Annotated in this window: 13 protein-coding genes; 5 read left to right on the top strand and 8 right to left on the bottom strand. The window is 70.5% G+C overall.

What is annotated here, in order from left to right:
• The first annotated feature begins 1 nt into the window (after position 1).
• Genes ACYVD1_RS00325 through ACYVD1_RS00310 form a run of 4 tightly spaced genes read left to right on the top strand, consistent with a single transcriptional unit; the run spans position 2 to position 3,946 of the window.
• Positions 2–1,258: an acyl-CoA dehydrogenase family protein gene (locus ACYVD1_RS00325; RefSeq protein ID WP_460765748.1), complete on the top strand. Its 1,257-nt coding sequence runs from the start codon at positions 2–4 to the stop codon at positions 1,256–1,258.
• Positions 1,255–2,097 (top strand): SDR family NAD(P)-dependent oxidoreductase, encoded by an 843-nt coding sequence (locus ACYVD1_RS00320; protein ID WP_460765745.1) that lies wholly within the window; start codon positions 1,255–1,257, stop codon positions 2,095–2,097. The genes ACYVD1_RS00325 and ACYVD1_RS00320 overlap by 4 nt, the downstream gene beginning before the upstream one ends.
• A complete protein-coding gene (locus ACYVD1_RS00315; RefSeq protein ID WP_460765742.1) occupies positions 2,094–2,843 on the top strand; it encodes an SDR family oxidoreductase in 750 nt (249 codons plus the stop codon). Before ACYVD1_RS00320 ends, ACYVD1_RS00315 begins: the two co-directional genes overlap by 4 nt.
• Positions 2,840–3,946: a phosphotransferase family protein gene (locus tag ACYVD1_RS00310; RefSeq protein ID WP_460765739.1), complete on the top strand. Its 1,107-nt coding sequence runs from the start codon at positions 2,840–2,842 to the stop codon at positions 3,944–3,946. The genes ACYVD1_RS00315 and ACYVD1_RS00310 overlap by 4 nt, the downstream gene beginning before the upstream one ends.
• 42 nt (positions 3,947–3,988) lie before the next feature.
• Here the strand turns inward: ACYVD1_RS00310 and ACYVD1_RS00305 are convergent, their stop codons facing one another.
• From ACYVD1_RS00305 to ACYVD1_RS00270, 8 genes are all read right to left on the bottom strand, one after another.
• Positions 3,989–4,876: an alpha/beta hydrolase fold domain-containing protein gene (locus tag ACYVD1_RS00305; RefSeq protein ID WP_460765735.1), complete on the bottom strand. Its 888-nt coding sequence runs from the start codon at positions 4,874–4,876 to the stop codon at positions 3,989–3,991.
• Positions 4,877–5,002: 126 nt separating this feature from the next.
• Positions 5,003–6,166 (bottom strand): glutamate 5-kinase, encoded by a 1,164-nt coding sequence (gene proB, locus ACYVD1_RS00300; protein ID WP_460766134.1) that lies wholly within the window; start codon positions 6,164–6,166, stop codon positions 5,003–5,005.
• 99 nt (positions 6,167–6,265) lie between these two features.
• Positions 6,266–7,630: a GTPase ObgE gene (obgE, locus tag ACYVD1_RS00295; protein ID WP_460765731.1), complete on the bottom strand. Its 1,365-nt coding sequence runs from the start codon at positions 7,628–7,630 to the stop codon at positions 6,266–6,268.
• Between the two features lie 137 nt (positions 7,631–7,767).
• Complete coding sequence (gene rpmA, locus ACYVD1_RS00290) at positions 7,768–8,025, bottom strand: 50S ribosomal protein L27 (RefSeq protein WP_460765728.1); 258 nt, start codon at positions 8,023–8,025, stop codon at positions 7,768–7,770.
• A 13-nt stretch (positions 8,026–8,038) separates the two neighbouring features.
• Entirely contained in the window at positions 8,039–8,350 is a 312-nt protein-coding gene (gene rplU / locus ACYVD1_RS00285; protein ID WP_460766130.1) for a 50S ribosomal protein L21, read from the bottom strand.
• 283 nt (positions 8,351–8,633) lie between these two features.
• The gene (locus ACYVD1_RS00280; protein WP_460765725.1) at positions 8,634–11,786 is read right to left on the bottom strand and encodes an Rne/Rng family ribonuclease; all 3,153 of its coding nucleotides are present in this window, start codon (positions 11,784–11,786) and stop codon (positions 8,634–8,636) included.
• A 158-nt stretch (positions 11,787–11,944) separates the two neighbouring features.
• Positions 11,945–12,727 (bottom strand): TIGR03936 family radical SAM-associated protein, encoded by a 783-nt coding sequence (locus ACYVD1_RS00275; RefSeq protein WP_460765720.1) that lies wholly within the window; start codon positions 12,725–12,727, stop codon positions 11,945–11,947.
• A 625-nt stretch (positions 12,728–13,352) separates the two neighbouring features.
• Positions 13,353–13,895, bottom strand: a complete 543-nt coding sequence (locus tag ACYVD1_RS00270; protein WP_460747376.1) for a TetR/AcrR family transcriptional regulator — start codon at positions 13,893–13,895, stop codon at positions 13,353–13,355.
• Between the two features lie 103 nt (positions 13,896–13,998).
• Here ACYVD1_RS00270 and ACYVD1_RS00265 point away from each other — a divergent pair, with 103 nt between their 5' ends.
• Positions 13,999–15,030, top strand: coding sequence for an aldo/keto reductase (locus ACYVD1_RS00265; RefSeq protein ID WP_460765717.1), 1,032 nt, complete (start codon positions 13,999–14,001; stop codon positions 15,028–15,030).
• The last annotated feature ends 59 nt before the right edge of the window (positions 15,031–15,089 follow it).

Below are 15,089 nucleotides of genomic sequence, written 5' to 3'. Positions count from 1 at the left end.
CATGGACTTCGCACCCTCCGCGCGCGCCGCCGACCTGATCGAACGCGTACGCGCCTTCATCGAGACCGAGATCGACCCCGTCGAGGAGGCCTACCACCGGGACCTGGCCGCCCGCAGGGTGGACGGCGACCCCTGGCAGCCCCTCCCCGTGATCGGGGAGCTGCGCGCCAAGGCCCGCGCCCAGGGCCTGTGGAACCTCTTCCTGCCCGCGGGGCACGAGGGCCCCTACGCCGAGCGCTTCGGCACCCTGGGCGGCGCAGGACTCAGCAACACCGACTACGCACCCGTGGCCGAGCTCACCGGCCGCTCACACATCGCCCCGGCGGTGTTCAACTGCGACGCCCCCGACACCGGCAACATGGAGGTGCTCCTCAAGTACGGCTCCGAGGAGCAGAAGGAGCGGTGGTTGGAGCCCCTCCTCGACGCGCGCATCCGCAGCGCGTTCTGCATGACCGAACCCGGGGTCGCCTCCGCCGACGCCACCAACATGGAACTGCGCGCGGAGGTCGAGGGCGACGAGGTCGTGGTCAACGGCCGCAAGTGGTGGTCCACCGGCATCGGGCACCCCGACTGCGAGATGCTCATCGTCATGGGCCTCACCGACCCCGGGGCCGACCGCCACCAACGGCACACCATGGTGATCGTCCCCCGCAGCACCCCGGGGGTGCGGGTCGAGCGCCAGCTGGACACCATGGGCTTCCAGGACGAGCCCGGCGGCCACGGCGAAGTCACCTTCACCGACGTGCGCGTGCCCCTGGCCAACGTCATCGCCGGACCGGGACGCGCCTTCGAGATCGCCCAGGGGCGCCTGGGCCCGGGCCGCGTCCACCACTGCATGCGCCTGATCGGCCTGGCCGAGAAGGCCCTCGAACTCGCCTGCGAGCGCGGCCTGTCCCGCACGGCCTTCGGCAAGCCCCTCGTCAACCTGGGCGGCAACCGCGAACGCGTCGCCGACGCCCGCATCGCCATCGACTCCACCCGCCTCCTGGTGCTCAACGCCGCCTGGAAGCTGGACCAGGGCGGCCCGCTGAACGCCCTGAGCGAGGTCAGCCAGATCAAGGTGGCCGCGCCGAACATGGCCCAGGAGGTCATCGACTTCGCCATCCAGCTGCACGGCGGCGCCGGGCTCTCCAACGACTTCCCGCTCGCCGGCGCCTGGACCAGCGCGCGTGCCCTGCGCCTGGCCGACGGCCCCGACGAGGTCCACCGCGGGGTCGTCGCCCGCCTCGAACTGATGAAGCACGGAGCGAAGAGATGAGCGCACCCAGCGCGCCCGGCCGCCGGGTCCTGGTCACCGGCGGGGCCTCGGGGCTGGGCGCCGCCCTCGTCGCCGCCTTCGCCGCGCGCGGCTACCGGGTGATCGCCACCGACCTCGCAGAGCAGGCGCCAGACTCCCTGCCCCGGGGCGTGGAGTACCTGCGGCTGGACGTGACCTCCGACGGCGACTGGGCGGCCGCCCTCGCCCACGTCGAGCAGGGCGGCGGCCTGGACGTCCTGGTGAACAACGCGGGCGTGGCCGCGGGCGGACGGATCGACCACCTCACCGTGGACGACTGGCGGTGGATCACCGAGATCAACCTGTTCGGCGTGGTCCGGGGCTGCCGCACCTTCGCCCCGCTGTTCAAACGCCAGGGCTCGGGATACATCGTCAACACCGCCTCGGCCGCCGGGCTGATCCACCCGCCGACCATGAGCTCCTACAACGCGGTCAAGGCCGCGGTCGTGGCGCTCAGCGAGACCCTCCAGCACGAACTCGCGCCCTACGGCGTCACCACGTCGGTGGTGTGCCCGTCGTTCTTCCGGACCAACCTGGCCGCCTCCCTGAGCGGCAGCGACCCCGAGGTGGAGGCCTCCGCGAGCAAGCTGATCAACGGTTCGAGGCTGACCGCGGACGACATCGCCGCCGAGGTGCTCAAGGGCATGGACCGCCGGAAGCCGGTCATCCTCACCGACCGGGCGGGGCGCGTCGCGGTGCGCACCAAACGCCTACTGCGCCCCCTGTACGACCGCACGATGCGCCGGGTGGCCGAAGGCGTCCGCCGCCGCGTCGAGCGGAACGACGCCGCTACGAAGAGCAGCACGGAGACGCACGCATGAGCAAGGGAACGATCATCATCACCGGGGCCTCCGCGGGCCTCGGCGCCGAGATGGCGAGGCAGTTCGCGGCCCTCGGATACGACCTGGGCCTGTGCGCCCGGCGCACCGAGAAGATGGCCGCCCTCCGGGACGAGATCGGTGCGGCCCACCCCGACCGGCGGGTGGTGCTGAAGGCCCTCGACGTCACCGACGACGAGGCCGTGTTCCGGGTCTTCAAGGAGCTCGCCGCCGAGTTCGGCGCCGTGGACCGGGTCATCGTCAACGCGGGCCTGGGCAAGGGCGCCGCACTCGGCAAGGGCCGCTTCGACGCCAACCGGCAGACCGCCGTGACCAACTTCGTGGGCGCGCTCGCCCAGTCGGAGGCGGCCATGGAGATCTTCCGCGAACAGGGCCGCGGACACCTCGTGATGGTCTCCTCGATGTCGGCGCTGCGCGGCATGCGCAAGGCCATGACCGTCTACGCCGCGACCAAGGCGGGTGTGGCGGCCATCGCCGAGGGCCTGCGCTCCGAGCGCGTGCCGGGCCTGGACGTGTCCGTCGTCTACCCGGGCTACATCCGCTCGGAGATGAACGAACACGTCGCCCAGAAGACCCGGTTCATGGTCGACACCGAACCCGGGGTCCGCTCCATGGTCGCGGCCATCGAGAAACGCAAGGTCAAGGCGTACGTCCCGGCGTGGCCCTGGGCCCCGATCGGCTTCCTCATGAAGCGCCTGCCGCTCTCCGTGGTCAGGAAGCTGACATGAGCGACACCCCCGGTACCGGGCCCACCGACCGCGTCTCCGGTGCCCGCGAGGTCCGGGACGAGGACGCCTTCGACGTGGCCGCAGTGGCCGACTGGCTGCGCGAGCACGCCGAGGACCCGTCCGGGATCGATGGCGTACCCGAGGTGCGCCAGTTCTCCGGCGGGGCCTCCAACCTGACGTACCTGCTGCGCTACCCGGGACGGGACCTCATCCTGCGCCGGCCGCCAGCCGGGCAGAAGGCGAAGAGCGCGCACGACATGGGGCGCGAGTACCGCGTCCAGTCCCGGCTGGCCCCGGTGTTCCCGCACGTCCCGGCGATGCTGGCGTTCTGCGACGACGAGTCCGTCATCGGCTCGGAGTTCTACGTCATGGAGCGCCTGGCGGGGCCGATCCCCCGCAAGGAGCTCCCCCGCGACGTCTCCCTCTCCCCCGACGAGGTCCGGCGGCTGTGCCTGAACGTGCTGGACCTGCTCGCGGACCTGCACTCGGTTGACACCGAGGCGGCAGGGCTGGCCGAGTTCGGCCGCGGCGAAGGGTACGTGGCCCGCCAGGTCGCGGGCTGGTCCAAGCGGTACCGGGCCGCCAAGACCTGGAACGCGGGCTCGTTCGAGAAGGTGATGGGCTGGCTGGCGGCCCACCAGCCGCGGGACCGGCGCACCTGCCTGATCCACAACGACTTCCGGTTCGACAACGTCGTCCTGGACGCCGAGGACCCCACCCGCCCGGTCGGACTCCTGGACTGGGAGATGGCCACCCTCGGAGACCCGCTCATGGACCTGGGCGGTTCCCTCGCGTACTGGGTGGAGGCCGGGGACGACCCGCTGTTCCGCCTGTTCCGGCGCCAGCCCACCCACCTGGAGGGCATGCTCACCCGTGCCGAGGCCCGCGACCACTACCTGGAGCGCGCCGGTATCGGGCTCACCGAACGCGAGTGGGCGTTCTACGAGGTCTTCGGGCTGTTCCGCCTCGCGGTCATCTGCCAGCAGATCTACTACCGGTACCACCACGGGCAGACCACCAACCCGGCGTTCCGGTTCTTCTGGCTGGCCAGCCGCCTGCTGGAGCGGCGCTGCATGAAGATCATCCGCCGCGCCGGCCGCTGACCCCACAGCCCCGGGCGCGCCTGACGCGCGTCCGGGGCGGCGTCACAGCTCGTGGACGGTCCGCATGATCCGGTCCCGTGCGTCGCTGCCCTCGGGAACCGGGACCAGCGGGTGGATGTGGAAGGCGCCCTCCTCCTCGAACAGGTACGACTCTCCCCCCACTTCTGTCACCAGTTCGTGCAGTCGGCGCGTGTCCGGCAACAGCAGGTCGCGCGTACCGATGTAGAGGTCCATGGGCGGCAGGGTCGCCAGTTCCCCGTAGACCGGACTCAGCCGGGGCAGGGACAGATCGTCCCCGCCCGCCCACGACCTGGCCGCCTCCACCATTCCCACGGGGCTCAGCCAGGGGTCGCGCACCTCCACTTCGGCGATGCCGGGGTTGGACATCGTCATGTCGGCCCACGGGGAGATCAGAAGCAACCTCGCGGGCTCCGGCAGCCCCGCGCCGGTCAGGGTCTGGGCCAGGGCGAGCGCGAGCCCTCCACCGGCGGAGTCCCCCGCGATCAGCGTGCGCCCGGGTGACACGTCCCCGAGAAGCTCCCGGTAGACCTCCGTCAGGAACGGGAAGGCCTCCCGGTAGGTGTGTTCGGGGGCCAGCCCGTAGATCGGCACCTCCACCCGGCAGCCCGCGTCGGCCATCCTGGAGATCAGCACCCAGTGCCACGCGGCGATCTCGCTGACGTAGGTGCCTCCGTGCACGTACAGCACGGCCTTGTCCGGCTCCTCGACTTCGCGGGGAAGCACCGTGTAGGTGGAAAAGCCACCGACCTCCCGAAGGGTGATCCAGTGCCGCTGGGTGAGCCAGACGGGCGGGTCGGGGTCGTCCTTGGGTTCGTGGAGCCACTCCCTGGTGTCCTCCGCCGATTCCAGGGTTGGTTTACGGAAGACCCGGAGGGCCAGAGACAGCAGGCGCGTCATCAGGCTCGGCATGGGTGCCACCCTCCTCAGGGAGTCCTGTCATGGAGTTTTTCACAAGCGCACGGCAGGGCGGACCGAGGAGGGCAGTGGAACCCCGATGTGGCGTCCGGCGGGCAGTCCGGCCCTCAACGGGAGGGCTCAGAGCACGACGAGGTCGTCGCGGTGGACCAGCTCGCGCTCGTAGGAGGGGCCCATTTCCCGGGCCAGCCAGCGGGTCGAGCGGCCCATGAGGTCGGGCACCTCGGCCGCGTCGTAGTTGACCAGACCGCGGGCGACCACCGCACCCGACTCGTCGCGCAGGTCCACGGGGTCCCCGGCGCTGAACTCACCGTGCACCTTCACCACCCCGGCGGGTAGCAGCGAGGCCTTCTCGCTCACCACCGCGTTGACCGCGCCCGGGTCCAGGACGAGGCTGCCGCGGCCGGCGGTGGCGTGTGCCAACCACAGCTGGCGGGCGGAGGGGCGGCGGCGGTCGGCGGGGGCGAAGAACGTGCCCACCCGGTCCCCCGCCAGGGCCGCGCGCGCGTTGGCGGCCGAGGTCAGCACGGTGTGCACGCCCGCCTCAGTGGCGATCCGGGCGGAGTCCACCTTGGTGACCATGCCGCCGGTGCCCACACCGCGCTTGCCGGTGCTGCCGATGTCGATGCCGTCGAGGTCCGCGGGGCCGCGGACGAGGTTCACCACCGAGGTGCCCTCGTCGGCGGGGTTGCCGTCGTAGAGGGCGTCCACGTCCGAGAGGAGCACCAGGGCGTCGGCGCGCATCAGGTGCGCCACCAGCGCCGCCAGGCGGTCGTTGTCGCCGAAACGGATCTCGTGGGTGGCCACGGTGTCGTTCTCGTTGACGATCGGCAGGGCCCCGATGTCGAGCAGGCGGCGCAGGGTGCGCTGGGCGTTGCGGTGCTGCACCCGGCGCATCATGTCCTCCACCGTGAGCAGGACCTGGGCGGCGGTCAGCCCGTGCCCGGCCAGCTCGGCGGCGTAGGAGGCCACGAGCAGGCCCTGGCCGACGCTCGCTGCGGCCTGCTGGGAGGCCAGGTCACGCGGGCGCCGCGGCATCCCCAACGGGCTCATTCCGGCCGCCACGGCGCCGGAGGAGACCAGGATCACCTCCTGGCCGAGGGCGCGTCGGGCGGCCAGCACCTCGACCAGGCCCCGGATGCGGCCGGAGTCGATCAGCCCGTCCGAGGTGGTCAGTGAGGAGGACCCCACCTTGACCACCACCCGGCGGGCGTCGCCGACCGCCGTGCGACCGGCCTGCTCCAAGGGGTCGATGTGCTGCTGTTCGGTGTTTGCGCTGTGCACCACGAGGGGCTTTCCATCCGTGGCACGGCGCCCGGACCGGGCGCCGTGTCCCTGCCTGTACGGGTCCGGCTGGTATGGAGCGGTCGGTCCCCGCGCGGGTCAGCCCAGCCGGGCGTCGGTTCCGCGCGGGCCGGACGGGACGGCCTCGGCGTCCGCGGAGGTGTCCCAGTCGAAGACCACCGAGTCCTCCTCCGTGCCGATATGCACCTCGGCGCCCTCCTTGGCGCCCGCCTTGGCCAGCGCCTCCTCGATACCCAGTCGGTTGAGGCGCTCGGACAGGTAGCCGACGGCCTCGTCGTTGGAGAAGTCGGTCTGGCGCACCCAGCGGGCGGGCTTGTCGCCGCGCACCCGGAAGACGTTGTCGCCGATCGGCACGACCTCGAAGGGGGTGTCGCCGATCAACTTCGGCCGGATCACGACGCGGGTGGGCTCGGCGGGTGGCGCGGCCGCCCGGGCCGTGGCGACCTGCTCGCCCAGGGCGAAGGAGAGTTCGCGCAACCCCTCACGGGAGGCCGCGGAGACCTCCATGACCTTGTACCCGCGCTCCACCAGGACCGGGGTGACCAGGTCGGCCAGGTCGCGGCCGTCGGGCACGTCCACCTTGTTCAGGGCGACGATGCGCGGGCGGTCGGACAGGTCCACACCGGCCTGCTCGCCGTAGGCGGCCAACTCGGCCTCCAGGGCGTCCAGGTCGCTGACCGGGTCCCGGTTGGGCTCGAATGTGGCGCAGTCCAGGACGTGCAGCAGGGTGGAGCAGCGCTCGATGTGGCGCAGGAACTCCAGACCCAGGCCCTTGCCGGCGCTCGCGCCGGGGATCAGACCGGGCACGTCGGCGATGACGTACTGGGTGGCACCCGCCTCCACCACGCCCAGGTTCGGGATGAGGGTGGTGAACGGGTAGTCGGCGATCTTGGGCCGGGCCGCGGACATCGCGGCGATCAGCGAGGACTTGCCTGCGCTGGGGAAGCCCACCAGGCCGACGTCGGCGATGGTCTTCATCTCCAGCCGGATATCGAAGGCCTCACCCTCCTCGCCCTTGAGGGCGAAACCGGGGGCCTTGCGCTTCTTGGAGGCCAGCGCGGCGTTGCCCAGGCCGCCGTTGCCGCCCTTGGCCAGCACCAGGCGGGTGCCGTGTCCGACCAGGTCCGCGATGACCTCACCGTCGTCCTTGACGACCACGGTGCCGTCGGGCACGGTCAGGACGAGCTCCTGGCCGTTGGCACCGGCGCGGTGGCCGCCCTGGCCGGGTGTGCCGTTCTGCGCGCTGCGGTGCGGGCGGCGCTGGTAGTCCAGCAGCGTCGCGGACTGCGCGTCGACCTCGAGGACGACGTCGCCGCCCCGGCCGCCGTTGCCGCCGTCCGGACCGCCCAGCGGCTTGAACTTCTCCCGGTGCACGGAGGCGCAGCCATGCCCGCCGTTTCCGGCCTTGACGTGCAAGACCGCCTCGTCGACGAAGTCAGGCATTGCTCTCCCCGAAGTTCAGGGGCCACCGCCGCCTGGCGGAGCCCGGTACTGCACGCGTGTCACCTGTGACAACGCGAGAGGCGGGCCAGAGTTTCCCTGGCCCGCCCCCGAAAACCGCTCTTGATCGGCGCGAACTGCTAGACGCCGGCCGGAACGATGTTGACGGCCTTGCGGCCGCGGAAGCTGCCGAACTTGACCTCGCCCTCGACCAGGGCGAACAGCGTGTCGTCGCCACCACGGCCGACGTTGGCGCCGGGGTGGAACCTGGTGCCGCGCTGACGGATCAGGATCTCACCAGCGGAAACCTGCTGACCACCGAACCGCTTCACTCCAAGGCGCTTGGCATTGGAGTCGCGACCGTTCTTGGTGGACGAAGCGCCCTTCTTGCTTGCCATGTCTCCAGGCCTCCTACTTCGCCGCGATGCCGGTGACGCGCACCTGGGTGTGCTTCTGGCGGTGCCCCTGGCGCCTCTTGTAACCGGTCTTGTTCTTGTACTTCAGGATGTTGATCTTGGGGCCCTTGGTCTCGCCGAGGACCTCGGCGGTGACCGAGTAGCCGCTCAGCTTGTCGGCCTCGCTGATGACACTGTCACCGTCGACCACAAGGATGGGCTGCCACGTCAGGGTGGCACCGGTCTCGTCGGAGACCCTGTCGATGTTCAGGACGTCATCGACAGACACCTTCTCCTGTCGGCCGCCCGCTCGCACGATCGCGTACACCGGGGAACTCTCTTCCTGCTCGCTCAACGAATAATGCGCTCACTCATGACCGTGATGCCACGATCCACGAATCGCCTGTAGCGGGGCGTGGGGATCTGAGGGAAACAAACCCACCTTGGTGGAGAGCACTTCGGTCTCGGGGCGCGCGAACATTTGGGGCGCGCCGACGCACCGTCCACCAGATTACCATCGCCCCGGCACAGGACCGCACACGTACCCTGGTCCGGACCCGTTCGTTACCGGGTCCGGACCAGGTTGCTGTCCCGCCTTTACCGCCGGTTGGTCAGCCGGCGTCGACCGCGGTGGACCCACTGGTCGGTGAGGTCACCGCCGTCTTGGTCCGCCGCGTACGGCGACGCTTGGGCCGCTCAGCGGTGCCGTCGGACTCGCCGTCGGCGGAGGCGGGTGCCTCGGCGGCGTCGGTGTCCGAGTCCTGCTCGTCACCGCTCGCCTGCGCCTGCCCACCCTCACCGCTGTCGGCCTTCGCGGCCTTGCGGGTGCTGGTGCGCCTGCGGGTCTTCTTCGCCGGGGCCTCCTCGGCCGCGGGGGCCTCGGTCTGCTCCGTGCTCTGTCCGTCCTGCTGCGCCTCGTCCCCGGCCTCCGCGGGGTCCGCTGCCTTCTTGGCCCGGGACGTGCGCTTACGGGTCTTCTTCACGGGTGCGGGCTGCTCGGACGCGTCCTGCTCAGCTGCGACCGGCTCTGAAGCTGCCTGCTCGGGCTCAGGTGCCTGTGCTTCGACGGGCTCGGGCTCGGTCTCCGGCGGCCCTGCGCCCCGGCGGCTTCGGCCCTTGGCCGCGGCCTTGGCCGGCTTGCCCGACGTCTCGGTCTTGTCCCCGGGGTGGTCTCCGCCATCGGCGTTCTCGTCGCCGCCCGCGGACTTGTCGGCCTTGTCCTGCTTGTCCTTGTCGGCCTTCTCACCCGAGGGCTCGGCCTCGGCCTTGCCCTTCTTCTTCTTGCGGCCACCGGTGCTGCCGCCGCCCTTGTTCTCCACCGGTTCGCTGGAGACCACCAGGCCGCGACCGTTGCAGTGGTCACAGTTGTGGGAGAAAGCTTCGAGCAGACCCTGCCCGACTCGCTTACGGGTCATCTGTACCAGGCCCAGAGAGGTGACTTCGGCCACCTGGTGCTTGGTGCGGTCGCGCGAGAGGCACTCGAGCATCCGGCGGAGCACCAGGTCGCGGTTGGACTCCAGCACCATGTCGATGAAGTCGACCACGATGATGCCACCGATGTCGCGCAGCCGGAGCTGGCGCACGATCTCTTCGGCCGCCTCGAGGTTGTTCTTGGTGACCGTCTCCTCGAGGTTGCCGCCCTGCCCGGTGAACTTGCCGGTGTTGACGTCGACCACGGTCATGGCCTCGGTCCGGTCGATGATCAGCGAACCGCCGCTGGGCAGGTAGACCTTGCGGTCGAGAGCCTTGTTGATCTGCTCATCGATCCGGTAGGCGGAGAAGACGTCCTGGTCCTCGGACCAGTGCGACAGGCGCTCGGCGAGGTTGGGCGCCACGTAGTCCACGTACTCGTGGACGGTGGTCCACGCCTCGTCACCGGAGACGACGAGGCTGGAGAAGTCCTCGTTGAACACGTCGCGCACGACTCGGACGGTGAGGTCCGGCTCGCTGTTGAGCAGGGCCGGGGCGCTCGCAGACTTGGACTTGCGCTTGATCGAGTCCCACTGCTTGGCCAGCCGGTTGATGTCGCGCTCGAGCTCCTCCTCGCTGGCGCCTTCGGCCGCCGTGCGCACGATCACCCCGGCGCCGGAGGGCATCACCTTCTTGAGGATGGCCTTGAGGCGGGCGCGCTCCTTGTCAGGGAGCTTGCGGCTGATACCGGTCATCGAACCGCCGGGCACGTACACCAGGTAGCGGCCGGGCAGGCTGATCTGGCTGGTCAGGCGAGCGCCCTTGTGTCCGACCGGGTCCTTGGTGACCTGCACCAGCACCGACTGGCCGGACTTGAGCACGGACTCGATGCGCTTGGGCTGACCCTCCAGGCCGAAGGAGTCCCAGTTGACCTCGCCCGCGTACAGCACGGCGTTACGGCCCTTGCCGATGTCGACGAAGGCGGCCTCCATCGACGGCAGCACGTTCTGCACCCGGCCCAGGTACACGTTGCCCACGTACGAACGGTGCGCGGCCCGGTCGACGTAGTGCTCGACCAGGACGTCGTCCTCGAGTACGGCGATCTGGGTGCGGTCACCGGTCCTGCGGACCACCAGGTCGCGCTTGACCGCTTCCCGGCGGGCCAGGAACTCCGATTCGGTGACGATCGGCGCGCGGCGCCGACCCTGTTCGCGCCCCTCGCGGCGGCGCTGCTTCTTGGCCTCCAGGCGGGTGGAACCGCGGACCGCCTGGACCTCGTTCTCGATGGGCCGTTCCGGACGCGGCTCGCGCACCTTGACCACGGTGTTCGGCGGGTCGTCGTTGGTGTTCTCACCACCCGAGCCCGTCCGGCGCCGCCTACGGCGGCGGCGACGGCTGCTGCCCCGCTCATCACCGTCATCGGAGTCGCCACCGGAGCCGCCCTCGGAGCCGTCGTCCTCCTCGGTGGCGGACGATTCCGTCTTCTCCGTCTTCCGTCGGTCCTTGGTGGAGCCCTCCGCGGGCGCGGTGTCGTCCTGGTCGTCCTCGTTGTCGCCGTCATCGGCACCACGCGACCGGCCGCGGCCGCGGCCGCCTCGGCGACGGCGGCGGCGACTCGGGCGCTCGTCCGAACCGGTCTCCTCGGCCGGGTCGTCCTGCTCGTCGGTCTCTTCCTCAGCCTCCGGCTCAGCGACCTCCTGGGGCTTCTGCTGGGCCTTCCTGGCCTTCTCCTTGGCCTTGACCGGAGCGCTCTGATGGACGACCGGAGGCTGGAAGAGCATGCCGCCGGGCGGCTGGAAGGCGGAGCCGCCGGATTCTTCGGGGGCCTCCTCCCGGACCTCTTCCTCGGGAGCCTCAGCGGCGGGCGCCTCGACCGTCTTCGCGGCACGGCCGCGGGTCCTGGTGCGGGATCGGCCCTTGGGACCGGTGCCCTCGGACTCGTCAGCGTCGTCCGAGGCCTTGTTCCCCTCGCCTTTGCTCTCCTGGGCCTTGTTCGCCGAGGCCTGCTCGCCCGTGGATCGGGTACGGCCGCGGCGCGTGGCTGCGGCCGGAGCGTCCTCGGGGCGACCGGCGGCACGCACGGTCCGCCCACGAGAGCTAGGGGTGGTCACCTCGGTCTTGACCGTGCCGCCCTCGCCGGAACCGGCCAGGGTGGTGGTCGGTTTGGTCGGCGCGGAGAACACGTCGTCTGGCTCGGGGGGTGGACCTGCCGCGCGGCGAGCGCCCTTGGCGGACGCGGGTGTGGTCACCCGCACCGCGCCGTCCCCCGAGGGGGGCGTCGCCGCCCTGTTCTCGGTTGTTTCAGTTGTACCCGCGGTGCCTTCGGCACCGTTCTTGGGCTCGTTGTCGAGCATCCGGGCGGTCTCCCGTCAAAGCCTCCGGGCGCGCCGCGACCTCGCGGTCGGCGTCGCGGCTCACGAAAGCTGTCGTCGCTGTGTCAGCGCCGGCGGCACCAGAGTGCCTCCGGGGCAAAGTCCTGTGGTTTCGCCCATGTTCCCCGCTTTGGGACCGCTCATCCTCGCGGTCCCGTCATGGACGATGACGGCCGTGGTGCGCGGGTGCGTCGATCGTTCGTCTTGTCGTGCGCGGGCCCGGTGCTCTCGGTGGTGGGAGCTTCGGGTCGGTCCGCGTCGAACGGGTCGGCGATCACACCTGTCGCCTCGTCCAGTGGCCCCTGCGCCAGCCTGGTCATCTTCGGTGATGACGGCGGCGCGAGGTCGGCCAGTTGGCGTAGGCCGGTCAGCACGTCGTCTGGTCGTACAGCAGGTTGCGTGTGCCGTACGGCCATTCGAAGTATGGCATATGTCGCGTGTCGGTCCCCTGGGGCGCGCCCGTGGGATCCGCTACACACGTCGATGCCGAGAACAGCCGGGCGGGTGTCGAAGCGGCGTCGGCCCTTCTTCGTCATCCGTTCCACCTCGACACTGTCGGCGGCCAGATAGGCAGCCACCGACTTGGCGGCGTCGTCGGGGTCGACGTCCGCCATCTCCACTCGCCATTCGGAGGCTTGAAGCCGGTCGGCCAGACCCGGTGTCCGGGCCTCGACGACCTCGAGCACATCGACACCGTCGGGCATGGCCGCGTCGATAGCGTCCCTGACCTGTTCGGGTCGGCATGCCTCGGCCAGAGTGAGCTCTAGATACTCCGCCTCACTGGCGACCCCGGTCGGGGCCGCGCCGGTATAGGAGATCTTGGGGTGTGGTGAGAAGCCAGCGGAGAACGCCACCGGCACAGAGGCCCTACGCAAGGCCCTCTCCAGTGCCCGGGCGAGATCACGGTGGCTTGCGAATCGCATGCGTCCGCGCTTGGCGTAGCGGACGCGAAGCCGTTGGCCGGGTTTGGCGGTGGAGGGTGAGGTGGTGCCCTCGTGTGCGGGGGGCAGCTCAACTCCTTTCCTCAGTGCCCCCTGAGTCCGGACCGGCTGTGGCGGCCCGCAGGGGCTGTTCCTCGTCCTGTTCAGCGTACGGTGCGCCGCGGTGCACATGCGCCAACAGGACTACGCATACCGGTACCTCCCCCACTGACCTGCGGTCGAAAAGTACCGACCGGGCCTGAGCGGGTGCTGAACCGGTGTTCACCACCAGAACACGGGGGGCTCAGAAAAAAATCCAAAGAAAATCCGCAATCGATGGCAACCCATCGCGCGACCCGCGAGTCTTACTTCACGTACGGCCCGGCGCGAGCGGGGCGCCGGGCCGTACACCTTCCGGACACAGCCGATGCGACTCCCCTCCACACAGGGTCGAGGTGCGGGGCTGGGTACACGGCAGAGAGCGCCCGAAGCGCGCATCCTACTCTTTTTCTTCCCAGGGCACACTGGTTTCGCCAGTTTCTGTCTGCATTCGTGTTGCTCTGGGCCGCGTTACGCACCCAGTGCCCCTCCCCCTCAAGCTCCTCCCCCGTCTCCTCAGACACACGCCTCAGGCCCGGAGCCCGGCGAGCACCACTTCCACGGTCCGCTGGCGCGCCGCCTCGTTCGCACCCCCGCGCTCGCGGGCCATGCACCCCTCCATCAACGCCTTGACGTCGGTCGCGTCCACGTCCTCGCGGACGGCTCCGGCCCGCTGCGCTTCAGCCAGGAGACCGCCGAGCGCGGCGCCCACGTCGCAACCGGTGTCGCTCACCGCGGCCGCGACGTCGAACCCGCCTCCCCGCAGGGCCTCGCCAAGCCCGTGGTCGAGTGCGCCTTCTTCGACCATGAAGGAGAAGAAGGCCGCGAAGGCCTCCCAGGGCTCCATGTCCGCACCGAACCGGCGCGCGGCTCCGACCAAGCGCTCCATACGGCTGAGCACGATCGCCCGGTAGAGGTCCTCCTTCGCGGGGAAGTGCCTGCTGACGGTCCCTGTCCCGACCCCCGCACGCCGGGCGATCTCTTGGACCGGCACGGAGAGCCCTTCAGTCGCGAAAGCCTCCACCGCCGCTTGAAGAACCTTCTCCCTGTTGCGTCTGGCATCGGCGCGCACGCGCCACCTTCCCTTCACCGAGCAATAGACAAGCGGGACGTCCATCCCGTATATTCCGAACAACCGGGATGGACATCCCGATTCTACTCGGAAGGACACCGTCATGCGTGACGTCACCTTAGGCAGCAACGGTCCCGTTGTCTCCGCCCTCGGGCTCGGTTGCATGGTCCTGAACCAGTCCTACGGCGCACCAGCCCATCGCGACGACGCCCTCGCCACCCTCGAACACGCCCTCGACCTCGGCATCCGCTTCTGGGACACCTCCGACGCCTACGCCTTCGGCGAGAACGAGGAGCTGCTCGGCGCGGCAGTGGCCCGTTTCGGCCGTGACAACGTCGTCCTGGCCAGCAAGTTCGGCGGGGTCTTCGACCCCGGCACCAAGGAGCCGACCGGCATCCGCGGTGACGCCGACTACGTCCACCAGGCCTGCGACGCGAGCCTGGCACGCCTCGGTACCGATCACATCGACCTCTACTACCAGCACCTCCCCGACCCGGCCGTCCCCGTGGAGGAGACCGTCGCGGCCATGGCCGAGCTGGTCGAAGCTGGCAAGGTCGGCCACATCGGGCTCTCCAACGTCACCGCCGCGCAGGTCCGTGCCGCCCACCGGGTGCACCCGATCGCGGCCGTACAGAGCGAGTGGTCCCTGTTCGCCCGGGGCGCCGAACGCGAGCTCGTACCCGCGTGCGTCGAGCTCGGGATCGGCTTCGTCCCCTACTCGCCGTTGGGACGCGGCTTCCTCACCGGGGCCTTCACCGACCCCAACGACCTCACTGAGGACGATGTGCGCCGTGCCTACCCGTGGTTCGCCGAGGGCAACGTCCGCGGCAACGCGGCACTGCTGGCCCCGGTTCGGCGCGTGGCCGAGAAGCGGGACGCCACCCCGGCCCAGGTAGCGCTGGCCTGGCTGGCACACCGCGCCGAGGACACCGGTGTCGCCGCCGCGCCCATCCCCGGCACCAAGCGGGCCGGCCGCCTGGACGAGAACGCCGGCTCCCTGGACCTCCGGCTCACCGACGCCGAAATCGCCGACCTCGACCCCCTGGCCGCGCGCGTGGCCGGGTCGCGCCGCCCGGATCTGCCGCCCGAACTGCGGTCGCTGATGCCCGACGACCACGGCGAGGATGCCTTCTGACCGGATCGGGCTCAGCGGAACACGCCGCGGGCGCGCGAGGCACCACCCCGCGCGCCCGT

This window comes from Nocardiopsis nanhaiensis (assembly GCF_054778635.1).
The sequence above is the reverse complement of the archived record's forward strand: the minus strand, read 5'-3'. Positions and strand labels throughout refer to the sequence as shown.